General features: G+C 51.1%; 11 protein-coding genes, 2 tRNA genes and 1 pseudogene. 2 read left to right on the forward strand and 12 right to left on the reverse strand.

The window, feature by feature from the left end; all coding sequences use genetic code 11:
• Window positions 1-24: 24 nt before the first annotated feature.
• The 8 genes and pseudogenes from alr to rnr form a co-directional block, all read right to left on the reverse strand.
• Window positions 25-1,098, reverse strand: a complete 1,074-nt coding sequence (alr, locus tag LX59_RS00550) for an alanine racemase (protein ID WP_144569897.1) — start codon at window positions 1,096-1,098, stop codon at window positions 25-27.
• Between the two features lie 408 nt (window positions 1,099-1,506).
• Window positions 1,507-2,901 carry a replicative DNA helicase gene (gene dnaB, locus LX59_RS00555; protein WP_144569898.1) on the reverse strand — a complete coding sequence of 465 codons (1,395 nt, stop codon included), beginning with the start codon at window positions 2,899-2,901 and terminating at the stop codon, window positions 1,507-1,509.
• A 101-nt stretch (window positions 2,902-3,002) separates the two neighbouring features.
• Window positions 3,003-3,449: a 50S ribosomal protein L9 gene (rplI, locus tag LX59_RS00560; protein ID WP_144569899.1), complete on the reverse strand. Its 447-nt coding sequence runs from the start codon at window positions 3,447-3,449 to the stop codon at window positions 3,003-3,005.
• Window positions 3,450-3,470: 21 nt separating this feature from the next.
• Window positions 3,471-4,363: pseudogene (locus tag LX59_RS00565) on the reverse strand (hypothetical protein).
• A 34-nt stretch (window positions 4,364-4,397) separates the two neighbouring features.
• Window positions 4,398-4,628 carry a 30S ribosomal protein S18 gene (rpsR, locus tag LX59_RS00570; RefSeq protein ID WP_144569900.1) on the reverse strand — a complete coding sequence of 77 codons (231 nt, stop codon included), beginning with the start codon at window positions 4,626-4,628 and terminating at the stop codon, window positions 4,398-4,400.
• Window positions 4,629-4,655: 27 nt separating this feature from the next.
• The gene (gene rpsF / locus LX59_RS00575) at window positions 4,656-5,066 is read right to left on the reverse strand and encodes a 30S ribosomal protein S6 (RefSeq protein WP_144569901.1); all 411 of its coding nucleotides are present in this window, start codon (window positions 5,064-5,066) and stop codon (window positions 4,656-4,658) included.
• Window positions 5,067-5,208: 142 nt separating this feature from the next.
• Window positions 5,209-5,955 (reverse strand): 23S rRNA (guanosine(2251)-2'-O)-methyltransferase RlmB, encoded by a 747-nt coding sequence (gene rlmB / locus LX59_RS00580; RefSeq protein WP_144569902.1) that lies wholly within the window; start codon window positions 5,953-5,955, stop codon window positions 5,209-5,211.
• Between the two features lie 54 nt (window positions 5,956-6,009).
• Entirely contained in the window at window positions 6,010-8,598 is a 2,589-nt protein-coding gene (gene rnr, locus LX59_RS00585; RefSeq protein WP_144569903.1) for a ribonuclease R, read from the reverse strand.
• A 186-nt stretch (window positions 8,599-8,784) separates the two neighbouring features.
• On the opposite strand from rnr, the gene LX59_RS00590 reads away from it, so the two are divergent.
• Both LX59_RS00590 and LX59_RS00595 read left to right on the forward strand, forming a co-directional pair.
• Window positions 8,785-8,871 (forward strand) — tRNA-Leu (locus tag LX59_RS00590).
• Between the two features lie 78 nt (window positions 8,872-8,949).
• Window positions 8,950-9,036: transfer RNA gene (locus LX59_RS00595), tRNA-Leu, on the forward strand.
• A gap of 83 nt (window positions 9,037-9,119) precedes the next feature.
• Here the strand turns inward: LX59_RS00595 and LX59_RS00600 are convergent.
• The 4 genes from LX59_RS00600 to LX59_RS00615 all read right to left on the reverse strand — a co-directional run bounded on the left by LX59_RS00600 (window position 9,120) and on the right by LX59_RS00615 (window position 15,109).
• A complete protein-coding gene (locus tag LX59_RS00600) occupies window positions 9,120-10,676 on the reverse strand; it encodes a sensor domain-containing diguanylate cyclase (RefSeq protein WP_246118642.1) in 1,557 nt (518 codons plus the stop codon).
• Between the two features lie 132 nt (window positions 10,677-10,808).
• Window positions 10,809-12,380: a diguanylate cyclase domain-containing protein gene (locus LX59_RS00605; protein ID WP_144569905.1), complete on the reverse strand. Its 1,572-nt coding sequence runs from the start codon at window positions 12,378-12,380 to the stop codon at window positions 10,809-10,811.
• 164 nt (window positions 12,381-12,544) lie between these two features.
• Complete coding sequence (locus tag LX59_RS00610) at window positions 12,545-13,837, reverse strand: adenylosuccinate synthase (RefSeq protein WP_144569906.1); 1,293 nt, start codon at window positions 13,835-13,837, stop codon at window positions 12,545-12,547.
• Between the two features lie 87 nt (window positions 13,838-13,924).
• Window positions 13,925-15,109 carry an ATP phosphoribosyltransferase regulatory subunit gene (locus LX59_RS00615; protein ID WP_144569907.1) on the reverse strand — a complete coding sequence of 395 codons (1,185 nt, stop codon included), beginning with the start codon at window positions 15,107-15,109 and terminating at the stop codon, window positions 13,925-13,927.
• Window positions 15,110-15,326: the final 217 nt, after the last annotated feature.

Raw genomic sequence — 15,326 nt, forward strand, 5'->3', positions numbered from 1 at the left:
CGAGCCCAGCGCCCAAGGGAGGGGTTAGCGGTACTGCCTCGGCACGCGCGGCGTTACCTTGGTCAACAACTCATAGCCGATGGTGCCGCAACGCTGGGCTAAGTCATCTACCAGCATATGTCGCCCCCAAAGCTCTACTGCATCGCCTACCTTGGCCTCGGGAAGATCGGTGAGATCCACCGCCAGCATATCCATCGACACGCGCCCCGCTAAGGGTACATGCTGGCCTCGAATAACTACGGATGTTCCCGAAGGCGCATGACGGGGATAACCATCCGCATAGCCACAGCTTACCGTACCAATACGCGAAGGGCGCTGAGCCACCCAAGTTGCGCCATAACCGACACTCTCTCCCACAGGGACTTCGCGGATGGCGATGAGAGCCGCAGTTAGGCTCATTACTGGTTGCAAACCCAAAGCGGCGGCGGATCGCTCGGCAAAGGGCGATGCGCCATACAGCATGATGCCGGGACGAATCCAGTCCTGATGGGCAGCAGATATACTTAAAACAGCGGCCGAGTTAGCCAAGGAACGGGCCACAAAGGGTAAATCCTCAAGCCCCACAAAAGCGGCCAATTGCTGGGCATTTAGCGGATGATCTGGCTCATCGGCGCAGGCAAAGTGGCTGATGAGGTTCAATTCCGCCACATTCGGATGATGATGCAATAAGGTAAAGCAATCACGTAGGCCTGAGGCAGACATCCCCAGCCGGTGCATCCCCGAATCCAGCTTTAACCACACAGAAAAAGGATTGGGTACAACGGCGTGCCTGAGAGCCGCACACTGAGCCTCACCTTGCACCACTAGGTCTAAATTCAGCACGCTAGCCTGCTGGTACTCCTCAGCCTCAAAACAGCCTTCTAGCAATAAAATCCGAATACTGGGATGCACGCTGCGAACAATTTCAGCCTCTTCCAAACAGGCTACGGCAAAGCCATCCGCCACACCGGACAAAGCTGCTACCACCTGTGCCGCTCCATGACCGTAGGCATTGGCTTTAACGACCGCAAAGGCTTTACGGCCCGCAGCACAGGCTTTTGCATGCAGGTAGTTGTGACGTAAAGCAGCCAGATCAATAGTGGCAACAAGAGGGCGCATGACAGGGTATCCCCAAGGAAACGAAGGCACATAGTAGCGAGTTCTTTCGACAATACAGCCCCCCAAGGGGTAATAGAGCTATGCCAAAACGGAATCAACCACAGTGACTAACACAAAATCGTCATATCTGCCCATTTGAATGATAAACCGATACAGAGGGCACAATCTGCAGCGAATCTCCGCTGCTTTTTGGGCAGAGCCGGTTAATGCCGTCACTAACCTCTGATTTATATTCGCTGCCTTAGCTTTGGCTTCGGGCAACTGCCTGAGCACTGGCTAAACGGCTCCCTATCCTACGGCAGAGCCTTCGTATTTGTTGCGGGGATTGGGCTCTATCAGCTCAGCATTGACCAACGTGAGCCTTGAGCCATCTTGTTGGCTTTGGGAGTGTTTAGCCTTTCGCTCGGCTTAATCGTCTTCAAACTGATAGGTGCCGGGAGCCAAATTATCAAACCGAGTATAACGCCCCAAAAATGCCAACCGTACTGTACCGATAGGGCCGTTCCGCTGCTTACCAATAATAATTTCCGCAACGCCCTTATATTCACTATTGGGGTTATAAACTTCATCCCTATAAATAAACATAATGATGTCTGCATCCTGCTCAATGGCCCCTGATTCGCGCAAATCCGAGTTGACAGGCCGCTTATTAGGCCGTTGTTCCAAAGAACGGTTAAGCTGAGATAGAGCCAGTACCGGACAGTTAAACTCTTTGGCTAAGGCTTTCAGCGAGCGGGAAATTTCGGAAATTTCGTTGGTGCGATTTTCACCAGAAGCTCCGGGAATACGCATCAACTGTAGATAATCCACCATAATCAGGCCGATTTCGCCATGCTCACGGGCCAAGCGTCGAGCCCGCGCCCGCATTTCGGTCGGGGAAATACCGGCGGTGTCATCAATAAAGAGTTTGCGCTCCGTCAGCAGATTGACGGCGGAGGTCAAACGCGGCCAATCATCGTCTTCCAACTTGCCGGTGCGGATTTTAGTTTGGTCAATACGCCCTAAGGAAGACAGCAAACGCATCACCAAAGAATCGGCAGGCATTTCTAGCGAAAACACCAATACTGCTTTATCGGTGCGTAATACCGCACTTTCCACCATGTTCATGGCAAAAGTGGTCTTCCCCATGGAAGGACGACCCGCAATAACAATTAAGTCAGAGCCCTGCAAACCGTTGGTTTTTTCGTCTAAATCGCTAAAGCCCGTTGATACGCCGATTAAACCTTGATGACTGTTAAACAGAGTATCAATACGGTTAACTGTTTTACTCAGTAATTCATTGATGGGCAATGGCCCACCGGTTTTAGGGCGTGCTTCGGCAATCTGGAAAATCTGGCGCTCGGCCTCATCCAATACTTCTTCAGCCTTTAAACCTTGGGGGAAGTACGCGGTCTCTGCAATTTGATTGCTGATGGTGATGAGCTGGCGCAGGGTGGCGCGCTCACGAATAATCTGTGCATAGGCCTTAATATTGGCAACCGAAGGCGTATTGCGAACCAAGTCTCCCAAATAAGCCAAACCACCCGTTTGAGCACCAACACCCGCCTGATCCAGTTGCTCAGCCAGTGTAACTACGTCAAAAGGCTGATTACGCTCTGCAAGCTGCTGAATAGCCCGGAAAATCAACCGATGGTCGTACCGATAAAAATCTGACTCTGAAACCTGTTCACAAACACGCTCCCACGCCGTGTTCTCACGCATTAGGCCACCTAAGACAGCCTGCTCTGCTTCAAGGGAATGCGGTGGGACTTTTAGGTTTGAGGTTTCCAGATCCTGTTGCGCTGATGCACGTTGTTTGCTCATAACAGAAGGAGTTCCGGAAAACAGAGGCACAGTGATGGATGCTCACAAAAAACAAGGGGCACGCTCAGACAGCGCACCCCAAGGATTACCTGCGAGGCTAATTAGCCCGCTTGAACCACAACACGAACCGAAGCCTCTACGTCAGTGTGCAGATGCAGAGCGACATCATACTCACCTACGAGACGGATGCTACCGTTAGGCAGACGCACTTCGCTCTTAGCCACAGGAACACCGGAGGCAGTCAGGGCATCAGCAATGTCTGCAGTACCGATAGAACCAAAGAGCTTGCCTTCGTCACCGGCTACAGCCGTGATGGTGACTTCCAGCTCAGCCAATTGAGCAGCACGCTCTTCAGCAGAAGCCTTCTTCTCAGCAGCCAGACGCTCCAACTCAGCACGACGGGCTTCAAAAGCCGCCACGTTTTCAGCAGTAGCACGAGTCGCTTTGCCTTGGGGTAACAGATAGTTACGCGCATAGCCACCTTTAATAGTGACTTTGTCGCCCAGATTGCCCAAGTTGGCAATTTTTTCTAACAGGATGACTTCCATTTGAGTCTTACCTCTTAACTTTTAACCTTCACCGTTCGCAGGGCCTATCCCGGATTACGGGCAGCACGTCCACGAAAATCAAACAGGCTGTCTACAACGGCCAACACAGCCAAGAGCGGATAAATCACCTGTAGCAAGAGCACCAGCATGACGTACAGACCCACCAGCCAGAACTTCGACATACGGTTCATAGCTACCAAACCATGCATCAGAGCCAAACTGGCTAGGATGAGTGGTAGGCTACACAGTGGAATCAACAGCGCCAGAGTCGGCCCCCCGAGCACACCCGCCAAAGCCCCCACACACAACCCAATAGCAACTACAGGAGACAGGCGTAACGCCCGAAACTCTGAGCCAAAGCCACCAGGGTTATACAAGAGTGCTTGCCAGTAACGCCCCAACATCAGACTGACCAAAGCCAATAACTGCAACAGGGTTGCCAATAAGCCGGTCAGTACAGCGGCGAACATCTGTTGCAGCTGCTCCCGCTCAACAGCGGACAGCTTTTCCCAGACTTCAGGCATCACTGTGGGCAACAAGGCATGGGCCTCAGCAGCCAATAGTTTTAGGCTATCGTCAAACAGCAGTATCAGCAGCGCTACATAGCCCAGCCCCAAACCGGTGCTGGCCAATAAAACTCGCTGCCAAGACCACCCCTGACGCAGCAATATGGCTAAAGCCAGCGCCCCGAGTAACACTAAGGCGGTTCTTGGTTCGCCTAAGTACCACCAGACTAGGGCTGGAATAGCTCCCCAGACTGCCACCTGTAGACCATCAGACAGTCCACGACGTAGCAAAACTAGACAACAGGCTGCTGCACTGAGCCAAAACAGTATGGGTACGGCAGCCGCTCCCGCAACCACTAAAGCGGCTTGCACCCGACCCCGCATGATGAACTCTGCCAGAAAGCGCACGCGATCTATCCCCTACTTAGGGTTTGGCCTGCTATTAGCGGCCGTGGCTATCGGTGTAAGGCAACAGAGCCAGATAGCGAGCACGCTTAATCGCAGCCGCCAACTGACGTTGGTATTTAGCCTTAGTACCTGTGATCCGGCTTGGAACAATTTTGCCGGTTTCAGAGATGTAGGCTTTCAGGGTGTTCAGATCTTTGTAGTCGATCTCTTTGACATCTTCAGCAGTGAAGCGGCAATACTTACGACGACGGAAAAAACGGGCCATGATTCGGTTCCTCAACAGGACTCTGGATTACTCACCAAGCTGATCGTGATCGCCTTCGCCATCAAGGGCGTCTAGGCTTTCAATGCGCTCACGGCGCTCACGACGCTCACTACGGTTTTCTTCAGCCTTAAGCATTTCAGAAGGACCGGTAATGGCTTCATCACGGCGAATCACCAGATTACGGATGACGGCATCGTTGTAACGGAAGCTGTCTTCCAGCTCAGCCAAGGCATTGGCTGTGCATTCTACGTTCAGCAAAACATAGTGTGCTTTGTGGACGTTATTGATGGCATAAGCCAGCTGACGACGGCCCCAATCTTCCAGACGATGAACCTTGCCACCATCTTCTTCGATCAGCTTGGTGTAACGCTCTACCATGCCGCCGACTTGCTCGCTTTGATCTGGATGTACCAGAAAAATAATTTCGTAATGACGCATAAATGCTCCTTACGGGTTGTAGCCTGCCGTCAATACGGTCAGGCAAGGAGTGAGTATTTTTAATGCCGTGCTCATCGGGGATAGGCAAGACAAGGGGCGCTATTCTAGTGAAGCCCCCTCATCCATGCAAGAAACCTATTGTCTAGGAGGATACGCGGCGCTGACGTACCGCTTCAAACAGACACACCCCAGTGGCTACAGAGACATTCAGGCTGCTGACGCTCCCTGCCATGGGTAAACGCACCAAATAATCGCAATGCTCACGGGTTAAGCGGCGCATACCTTTGCCTTCTGCGCCCATCACCAAGGCAATGGGGCCGCGCAGATCTTGCTCATACAGATCTTGGGTGGCTTCTCCTGCGGTTCCAACAATCCAAATGCCCTTTTGCTGTAGGCGCTCAAGGGTACGGGCCAGATTAGTCACTGAAACCACAGGAATCACCTCCGCCGCACCACAGGCTACTTTGCGCACTGTGGCATTTAACGTGGCTGAGCGATCCTTAGGCAAAATCACCACCCGTACTCCCGCGGCATCAGCGGTACGCAAGCAAGCCCCCAGATTGTGCGGGTCGGTGACACCATCCAAGATTAAGATTAAGGGCGGCTCGTCAGAAGCACCGAGTAAATCATCCAGCATGTTCTCACCCAGCACTTGGCTGGGTGTTACCTCCGCCATCACCCCTTGATGTACACCCTCCGTCCATTCGTCCAGTTGGCCACGGTCAATGGAGTCCACAGGCAGCCGATACTGCCCCGCTAACGCCAATAAAGGCTGAAGGCGTGGCTCAGAGCGGCGCTCAGCTAGCCATAGTTGCTTCACGCGCTTGGGGTGATGACGTAATAAGGCTTCCACCGCATGGATGCCGTACACTTTTTCCAATTGACTCATCAAGTACACAAGGCATCAGTCGCTGCGCCCTGCTTCCTCCTCAGCAAAAGTTGATTAAGACGTTGCTTTGCGTTTACGCGGACGACGGGCCGAAAAATCGGTATCCACAGCCGATGACGGGCGCTTTTTCTTCTTCGCAGCATAGCTACTGCGTCCTGAAGACAGCTTGTCCTTGGACGAGGATTTAGCCCTAGGCTCAGACTCTGTAGCCTCTGAGTGTTTAGAAGTCTTCGTTTTGCGACTGCGCTGCACCCCGGCTAATAGGCTCTCTTTAATCGCACGGCTTTTGTCACGCGCTTTTGCCTTAGTATCTTCAGACAGCAAGTCAGATAACACGGGAAGCGTTGACTTTTTGGCCTGACTCCGGCCCGCCACCTTAGGTTTTTTGGGCTGAAGACTACCTACCAGATCGAAGTCTATTTTGCGCTCATCCAAATCCACACGAGCCACTCGAACCTCTACCGCATCCCCCAAACGGAAGCTACGGCCACTGTTCTCCCCCGTTAACCGATGGTGTACGGCATCAAAGTGGTAATAATCACCCGGTAAGGCCGTAACGTGCACCAAGCCTTCCACATAGATATTGGACAGCTCTACAAACAAGCCAAACCCTGTTACCGCAGTAACTACACCGGGGAAAACCTCACCCACCCGATCCCGCATAAACTCGCACTTCAGCCAATTCACGACATCGCGTGTCGCCTCATCGGCACGGCGCTCGGTCATGGAGCAATGCTCACCCAGTTGCTCCAAAGCCGCCTCGTCATAGGGGTAAACACGCGCCTTGGGAATACTGGGTGCATCCAGTCTCTGCACATAGGGGGATTCACGGCGCGAACGAATAATGCTGCGGATAGCTCGATGAACCAGCAAATCAGGGTAGCGACGAATGGGCGATGTGAAGTGGGTATAGGCTTCGTAATTTAGACCAAAGTGACCCTGATTATCAGCGCTGTACACAGCTTGGCTCATGGAACGCAACATCACGGTTTGGATCAGATGAGTGTCTGGCCGATTCTGAATACTTTCTAACAGGGCTTGGTAGTCTTTCGGTGTGGGGTCTTGCTTACCGCGATGGAGGGTCAAGCCCAATTCGCTCAAAAAGGTGCGGAGCTTTTCCAAACGCTCACTGGGGGGGACATCGTGTATTCGATACAAGCCAGGGAGCTCATGGCGTTGTAGAAAATCCGCCGCCGCCACATTGGCACAGAGCATACACTCTTCAATCAAGCGGTGAGCAGCGTTACGTTGTGTCGGACGAATTTCCGCAATCTTACGGTCACGACCAAACACAATCCGGGTTTCCTGAGTTTCAAACTCAATAGCCCCACGTTCGTGCCGTGCCTTAAGCAGCGCTTTAAACAGGCTGTACAGTTGTTTGAGGTGTGGTAATAGCTCTTCATTCAGGGCAGACAGCCGTTTGCCCTCTGCCGAACGCGAATGTTCCAACATGGCGCTGACTTGGGTATAGGTTAGCCGTGCGTGGGAATGAATCACCGCCTCATAAAACTGGTAGCTTTGCATCTTTCCAGCGCGGCTGAGCTGGATTTCACACACCATCGCCAGTCGGTCTACCTCGGGATTTAAAGAGCACAGCCCATTAGACAGAATTTCCGGCAGCATAGGGATGACCCGCTCAGGGAAATACACCGAGTTACCCCGATTACGCGCTTCCTCATCCAAAGCGGAACCCAATTTCACATAATGGGATACGTCCGCAATGGCGACATACAACCGATAACCACCGGCTAAACGTTTGAGCCCAGCGGGGCGTTCGCAAAATACGGCATCGTCAAAATCCCGCGCATCCTCACCGTCAATGGTGACAAAGGGTAAATGGCGCAGATCGACACGCTTTTGTTTATCGGCTTCAGAAACCTGCGGCTTAATACGCGCCGCTTCCTGCTCTACCGCTTCCGGCCATACATGGGGAATACTGAAACTACGCAGCGCCACGTCAATTTCCATACCGGGGGCCATGTAGTTGCCGATCACCTCAACCACATCGCCTTGAGCCTGAAAGCGCACGGTGGGCCAGTGGGTGATACGCACCTCAACAAACTGCCCTACCTGAGCCCCTAAAGTACGCCCCGGAGTGACCAATACCTCCTGCTGAATTTTGGGATTATCGGCAACGACAAAGCCCACCTCTCCCTCAATCGCAAAGCGACCCACAATGCTTTCATGGGCGCGCCCAATGACTTCAACGATGGCACCCTCACGGCGGCCCCGTCGATCATAACCGGCAACGCGAACTAAACAGCGATCACCATCAAACACCAAGCGCATCTGAGTAGGCGACAAAAACAAATCATCTGTCCCATCCTCAGGGATCAAAAATCCAAATCCATCCCTGTGACCACTGACTCGCCCACAGATTAAATCCAGTTTATCCACCGGCGCATAAGCTCCACGCCGGGTATACAGCAATTGTCCATCGCGCTCCATCGCCCGCAAGCGACGGCGCAGTGCTTCGATATCCTCATCCGAGACTAAGCCAAACTCTGCCTGTAGTTGTTCGCGGGTGGCGGGAGCACCTCGCTGACTTAAGTGCGACAGAATCAGCTCCCGACTAGGAATAGGGTTTTCGTATTTTTCCGCCTCACGCGCGGCCTCGGGATCGAGGGATTGCCAATCGGCCATTAAATCCACATACCTTTTTCAATGAGTTAGGTTCATTTTTCTATTGAAGCCTAGAACGGCTGCCGATGGCAGTCATCTATGCGATTATTTTTTACCTTCAGGGCTTTACAAGGGCTAAGTCCCCCCTTATAGTTCGCGCCCACAGTGACAACGCAATGCTGTAGAGTGGTTGTGCTGCTTAGAAGTGCCCAGGTGGCGGAATTGGTAGACGCACTAGGTTCAGGTCCTAGCGGTAGCAATACCGTGGAAGTTCGAGTCTTCTCCTGGGCACCATATATTAAGATCTAGCTTGTTGGTTAGCATCTTAACCTAAAAAGCAGGCTTCACTCATACATCATCAGTGTACACACTGCCCAGGTGGCGGAATTGGTAGACGCACTAGGTTCAGGTCCTAGCGGTAGCAATACCGTGGAAGTTCGAGTCTTCTCCTGGGCACCATATTCGGAAACCCGCTTAAGTAAGCGGGTTTTTTGGTTTCTGACGATTTAGTCATCAAACATTCAATCAATAGAGCAAAGCGCTCAGCCTAAGTTAGCCTGTTCCACATCAACAGCAGCAGTAACCACCCTATTGCGCCCTTGTTGCTTGGCAGCGTACAACGCTTGATCTGCCATCTTTAGCACATGCTCTACCGTAATGCCGCTATTGGGATACCACTCAGCCACACCTAAAGAAACGGTAATTGATCGATCAATATGTGGAATATCGGCCAGTTGCATACGCAGCCTCAGGCGTTCTGCTACCTGTCGTGCATCCTCTAAATGGGCTCCTGACAAGAGCAGTAAAAACTCCTCCCCACCGTTGCGACATGCTAAGTCAGCAGTTCTTGAGCACTCCTGCATGACAGTCGCCAGATATTTCAGTACCTGATCGCCCATATCATGACCATAGGTATCGTTAACCTGTTTGAAGTGATCAATATCCAAGGCAATGATGGCAAAACCCTGTTGTTTTAATTGCCAAGTATCTAGGGTCACTCTTAATCCCCGGCGGTTATATAAGCCTGTTAGGGGATCTGTGAGTACATCACGAGTCAACACACCAATTCGTTGGCGTAAAGTACTAAAGCCTGCTAGTACAGCACGTTTCAACTGAGCAGCCTCAAAGTACCAAGCCTTCACCTGTTGAATTTGGTCTTGAGCGTTTTCAGCATCCAGTGAGCGCGCACCCCGGGCTAACTGCCACAAGGGCTGGGAAATCAAGCGCGCAAATAAGTAAATAGTCATTAGCCCTACAACAGCCCAAGGCAACGACTGGTATAAGATCGCCCACATAAGGCTATCTAACTCGGCCATAACTGCTTTTAAAGGACGCTGTGCTACCACTCCCCAACCAGAAGAGGGAATGGGAGCATAACCGGCCAACATTTCAACGCCTTGTGAATTAATTAACTGCATGCTTCCCGTTTCACCCTGAAGAACAGCTTTAATCACAGGATTATTAGGAACACGTTCTCCAATACGTTTGGGATCAACATGATGAATCAGGCGGCTGTCAGACCCAGCAACGTATAAATAAGATCCATCTCGATAATAATGCTCTCCCAACAAACGTGAGAGCATATTGGGCTGCTCAAGATAGAGCGTACCGCTGATATAGCCTAGATAACGCTTTTCTCGCGTCCAAACGGGAGAAGAAATTGCGATCAACAAATAGCCGCTGGCCCCTTGATAAGGCTCACTAATCAGAGGTATTTTTGCGCTTAAAGCGGTCTGTGCTGCCTGTGAGGTGGCGCGTATCCCTCGGAGTTGGGATAGAGTTTCAGGATAAATATCCAATAACGTACCTTGTGCATCGACAGCAAAAACCGAATTAAAACTGTCTGTTTGCAGTTTCAATCGTGCCAACTCAGCACGCAACAACGTCTCATCAGAAAAATGCTCGGATAAAAGAGCAGCGCTGTATCCTAGCTGCTGCCGTACCGCCTCAAAATACTCTTCAATGCTCGCTGCCAACTTAGTAGCGTATACCCGATTAGCTTCCAAGGTATTTTGGATCAGCGCTTCACGCTGCACTTGATAACTGGCATAGAACGTATTCGATAAGGTTGCTATGCCACTTAAAAACGCAAGCAACATGATCAATCGACGCAAATCCAAGCGAAATAAAGAAGAAAAAGGCATGGGATATTTGGATGGTTCCAGCGCCGCTATTTAACGCATCTTAGCACGTACATGAAAATTCATACCAATGCAGGCTGTATCTTCTCTTTAGGCAATAGGTGTTATAACAAAATTCCGCCGCCCCTGTTGCTGGGCTTCCTCAAGAGCTTGCACCACGGTCTGCACTATAACTTGCACACTAATCTCTGTCGTGAGACTCCAGTAAGATACGCCCAACAAAAGCGTAACCCCCACACCAGCTACAACAATATCCGCCAACTCAACCCGTAAACGCAGACGCTCAGCAACTCGTGATGCATCAGCTAAACTGGTTCCCGGCAATAAAGCCAACAAAACATCGTCTTTAAAACGACACAATACATCTGTAGCTCGCGCACTTTCTCGCATTAACTGCGCAACTTGCCCCATTGCATGATCTTTTGCATCTTGATTAGAGATCTCTGCACAGCCATCAATCGCCAAAGCTATGATGGAAAAAGAGCGACTTTCTTGCCATGTATCTAAGATGGCTATCAACCCCTGCTGGCTTTTTAACCCAGTCACGGGATCAATCAGGTTTGATACCGGCACACTAGGCACTTTTTGATGCAATAATCCAATCCCTGCTAACATGCTTTGGCGCAATTGAGCAACTTCAAAATACCAAGGTTGTACCAGATACACTTGCTCTAAAGCACCTTCGCCATCCATATTCCGAGCGGTCTGAGCTAGACAGTTTAAAGGGCGCGCAATGAGGAAAGCTAACAGATAACCTGCCAATAACCCCAGTACAACCAAGGGCATAGCATCATAGAAAATGTGCCAGACATTGGTTTCTAAGTCTGCGTATATAGCATTGGCCGAACTTTCGACTACCACACCCCAACCGGCGGAAGTAATGGCTGCGTATCCCGCTAATGAGCCTGAATGATTCAGTTGCCCATACTCCCTTTGCCCCAAGGCATCCAGTACAGGATTATGTTCAACAACCTCGCCAAGCTTAGAATCTGTACTTGAATCGTAGATCAGGTGATGTTTCAGATCGACTACATATAAATGAATATCGGCAGGCCGCCAGTGCTCACCAAATAACTCATGCAACTGATTGGTTTTCTTCAAATACAGACTACCCCCAATATATCCCAGATATTGCCCTTCTTCCGTCACTATGGGGTAGGAGACAAAAACCACTAAATTATTCGTGGCTGATATGTAGGGTCTGCTCACCAACGGCCTACGCTCTTTGAGGGCTTCAAGCGCTCCAGGTGAACTTAATATACGCCCGATTAAGGGAATAGACTCAGGGGAAGTAGCACGCACTAAACCCTGTGCATTTACTGCTACAACAGTGTTAAAACCGCTGATCTGCCGCCATAAACGGTCAACTTCTGACTGCAAAATATCAGGGTTATCTAGGCCATCTTGAAGTTGACGCGCACTATAGGCCAAGCGCTGCCACGAAGATTGAATAAAATCTTCTACAGTGCTGGCCAGTTTGGTGGCGTAGGCTTGATTAGCTTGTAAAGTTTTCTCAACGAGTAACTCATTTTGAGCCTGATAACTGGCATACAGGGTACTCCCCAGAGAAACCAATGCACTCAATAATGCTAATAGCCAAATCAAATGACGCAATCCAATACGGATCAGAGAGTATTCAAGGGTTCCATTTGCTAAGGTCATCCAAAACGCTCCCTCAATCCCCTCCTTTGTGTGTTTTGTCTCAATATAGACAATATCCCCAAAGTGGCTATTTGAAAGTAGAAATATTGTTAGTCCATCTATCGGATTTTTAAGCCAACGCCCCAAAGCAACTCGGTATGCGTTGCTTTGGGAGTTTTTAAAACTTAGGCGTAGGGGTGACGCAAAACAATGGTTTCGTTACGATCAGGCCCGGTTGAAATAATATCTACCGGAGCTCCTACTAAGGCTTCAATACGCTTAATGTACGCACGGGCATTGGCAGGCAAAGCCTCTACACTGGTGACGCCAAGAGTGGAGTCTTTCCATCCGGGCATGTCTTCATATATCGGAGTTAAGCCTTCATAGCTGTCCGCATCGGTTGGCGCTTCCACCAATTGCCCATTTTTATCCCGATAGGCGACGCACAGGCGCACGGTATCTAAACCATCCAGCACGTCTAACTTGGTTAAGCACAGGCCGGAAATGCTGTTGATTTCAATGGCTCGACGCAAAATCACCGCATCAAACCATCCGCAGCGGCGCGCACGCCCGGTTGTGGAACCGAACTCGTGGCCTTGCTTGGCCAAATGTGCGCCCACATCATCAAACAGCTCGGTTGGGAAAGGGCCAGAGCCTACGCGGGTGGTATAGGCTTTGGTGATGCCCAAAATGTAATCCAAATACAGCGGGCCAAAACCGGAACCCGTAGCAGTACCACCTGCGGTAGTGCTGGAGCTGGTAACGTAGGGATAGGTGCCGTGATCAATGTCCAGAAGTGACCCTTGAGCCCCTTCAAACATGATGTTGGCTTCTTGACGGCGCAACTCATGCAAACGAACGCCTACATCCGCCACCATAGGACGCAACTGTTCAGCATAGTTGAGCGCATCGTCCAAGGTTTTTTGATAATCCACAGGTTCTACTTTGTAGTAGTTCTGTAGCACAAAGTTATGGTACTCCATCAATTCGCGCAGTTTTTTGGCAAAGCGCTCAGGGTTGAACAGATCACCAATGCGCAAACCACGACGCGCCACTTTATCTTCATAGGCTGGGCCAATACCACGCCCGGTAGTACCGATTTTACCTTCAGAGCGGGCGGCTTCGCGGGCCTGATCTAAAGCGACGTGGTAGGGCAGAATCAGGGTACAGGCTGAGCTAATGCGCAAACGCTCCCGAACCGGAACACCTTTAGCCTCTAGCTTGGTGATTTCCTGCATCAGCGCATCGGGAGCGACCACCACACCGTTACCGATCAGGCACTGTACGTTATCCCGCAAAATGCCCGAAGGAATCAGGTGCAGTACGGTTTTTTCACCGTCAATGACCAAGGTATGGCCTGCATTATGACCCCCTTGATAGCGCACTACAGCAGCCGCTTGATCGGTCAGCAGGTCAACGATCTTGCCCTTGCCTTCGTCGCCCCATTGGGTGCCAAGAACCACAACATTCTTACCCATAAGCCTTTTGTCCTCTTTGAAAGCAAGCCGGTACATACCGGCCGATAACGAAATCCCGGTTCACCCGTTTGATGATGTGATCCTGCCTTACGGCAAGGGGACAACAATCCAATCGTTCTGCTGCAATACCAGTTGGCGATCGCAACCTAGCTGTTGTGCAGAATCTAGGCTTTGCCCATCTAAGGCTTGGATGACTCGCTCACCCGCCTGACGCAATGCGCTAATCTGTTGCCACAAATCGGTACTAGCCTCACTAGGAGCCCAGATAGCGGGGTGCGCTTGAACAGACTCCAATTGCCCCAAGGCAATCAGGTTTTTTAAATCCGTCGAAAAGCCTGTGGCCGCCCGTGCCCGTCCAAAAGGAGCCCCAATGTGATCATAGCGCCCACCCTGAGCAATGGACTGCCCAACACCGGGTACAAAGGCCGCGAACACAACTCCTGTATGGTAGTGGTAGCCGCGTAACTCTCCCAAATCAAAATACAAAGGCACTTCGGGATAACGCAGACTTAATTGGGTAGCGACTTGCCGCAATGTTGTTAAGCAGCTCTGCACAGGTTCTGGAGCCATAGCTAATAGCTGTTCGGCCTCATCTAAAACCTCTGCACCTCCGCAGAGTCTGACCAAAGACCGCAACATATGGGCTAAATCTGGAGGCAGCGACTCTGTTAAAGCGGCTACTTCATCGGTGGCTTTGCGTTGCAGGGCATCAAAGAGTTGTTGCTCAATACAGCCACTTAATCCTGCCGCCTGTGCCAAACCGCGATAAATGCCTACGTGCCCTAGATCTAGGTGTACATCAGCTACGGCGGCCAGATTCAAGACTTCAAGCATCAAACTGATGATTTCCAAGTCAGCCGTGCTGCTGTAATCACCGTACAGCTCCGCACCTAACTGAATCAGACTGCGGGATGAAGATAAGGCCTGCGGTTTAGCATGCAATACACTACCGGCATAGCAAAGACGGGCTGGCCCAGCTTGGCGCAATGCATGGGCATCAATACGAGCGACTTGGGGCGTAATATCGGCACGGACTCCCATTTGTCGGCCCGACAGAGGGTCGAGCATTTTGAAGGTTTTTAAGTCCAGATCCTGACCGGCATTCACCAACAATGACTCGATAAACTCGATATGCGGCGTAATGACGAGCTCATATCCCCAACGCTGCAACAGGTCTAGGGTAGCCCGTCGTGCCGTTTCGATGTGCTGCGCCTGGGGCGGTAGCACTTCCTCAATGCCATCCGGCAAAAGCCAGCGGTCTATTGTTGCCATGTCGCTCATCACCTCTCGATCTGGCAGGCCTTATCAAGACAGCTAGATCCTTTTTATAACCAAGGCAAGCGTTGTTGAGCTCACCCACAAGCCTCTACTGGCCCACAAATAGCCTAGCAGACGCAAAAAAGCCGGGATTGTCCCGGCTTGCGGATCATAACAATGTTTTTTTGCTGGGTCATCCCGTGGCCAAACGCACGGAAGACCCAACAAGGCT

Origin of the sequence: Azomonas agilis (assembly GCF_007830255.1) — a bacterium.
GTDB lineage: Bacteria > Pseudomonadota > Gammaproteobacteria > Pseudomonadales > Pseudomonadaceae > Azomonas > Azomonas agilis.

Coding starts and splice junctions, on each gene's coding strand:
- alr (WP_144569897.1), bottom strand. CDS start 1,098: ATGCGCCCTCTTGTTGCCACTATTGATCTGGCTGCTTTACGTCACAAC.
- dnaB (WP_144569898.1), bottom strand. CDS start 2,901: ATGAGCAAACAACGTGCATCAGCGCAACAGGATCTGGAAACCTCAAAC.
- rplI (WP_144569899.1), bottom strand. CDS start 3,449: ATGGAAGTCATCCTGTTAGAAAAAATTGCCAACTTGGGCAATCTGGGC.
- rpsR (WP_144569900.1), bottom strand. CDS start 4,628: ATGGCCCGTTTTTTCCGTCGTCGTAAGTATTGCCGCTTCACTGCTGAA.
- rpsF (WP_144569901.1), bottom strand. CDS start 5,066: ATGCGTCATTACGAAATTATTTTTCTGGTACATCCAGATCAAAGCGAG.
- rlmB (WP_144569902.1), bottom strand. CDS start 5,955: ATGAGTCAATTGGAAAAAGTGTACGGCATCCATGCGGTGGAAGCCTTA.
- rnr (WP_144569903.1), bottom strand. CDS start 8,598: ATGGCCGATTGGCAATCCCTCGATCCCGAGGCCGCGCGTGAGGCGGAA.
- LX59_RS00600 (WP_246118642.1), bottom strand. CDS start 10,676: ATGTTGCTTGCGTTTTTAAGTGGCATAGCAACCTTATCGAATACGTTC.
- LX59_RS00605 (WP_144569905.1), bottom strand. CDS start 12,380: ATGACCTTAGCAAATGGAACCCTTGAATACTCTCTGATCCGTATTGGA.
- LX59_RS00610 (WP_144569906.1), bottom strand. CDS start 13,837: ATGGGTAAGAATGTTGTGGTTCTTGGCACCCAATGGGGCGACGAAGGC.
- LX59_RS00615 (WP_144569907.1), bottom strand. CDS start 15,109: ATGGCAACAATAGACCGCTGGCTTTTGCCGGATGGCATTGAGGAAGTG.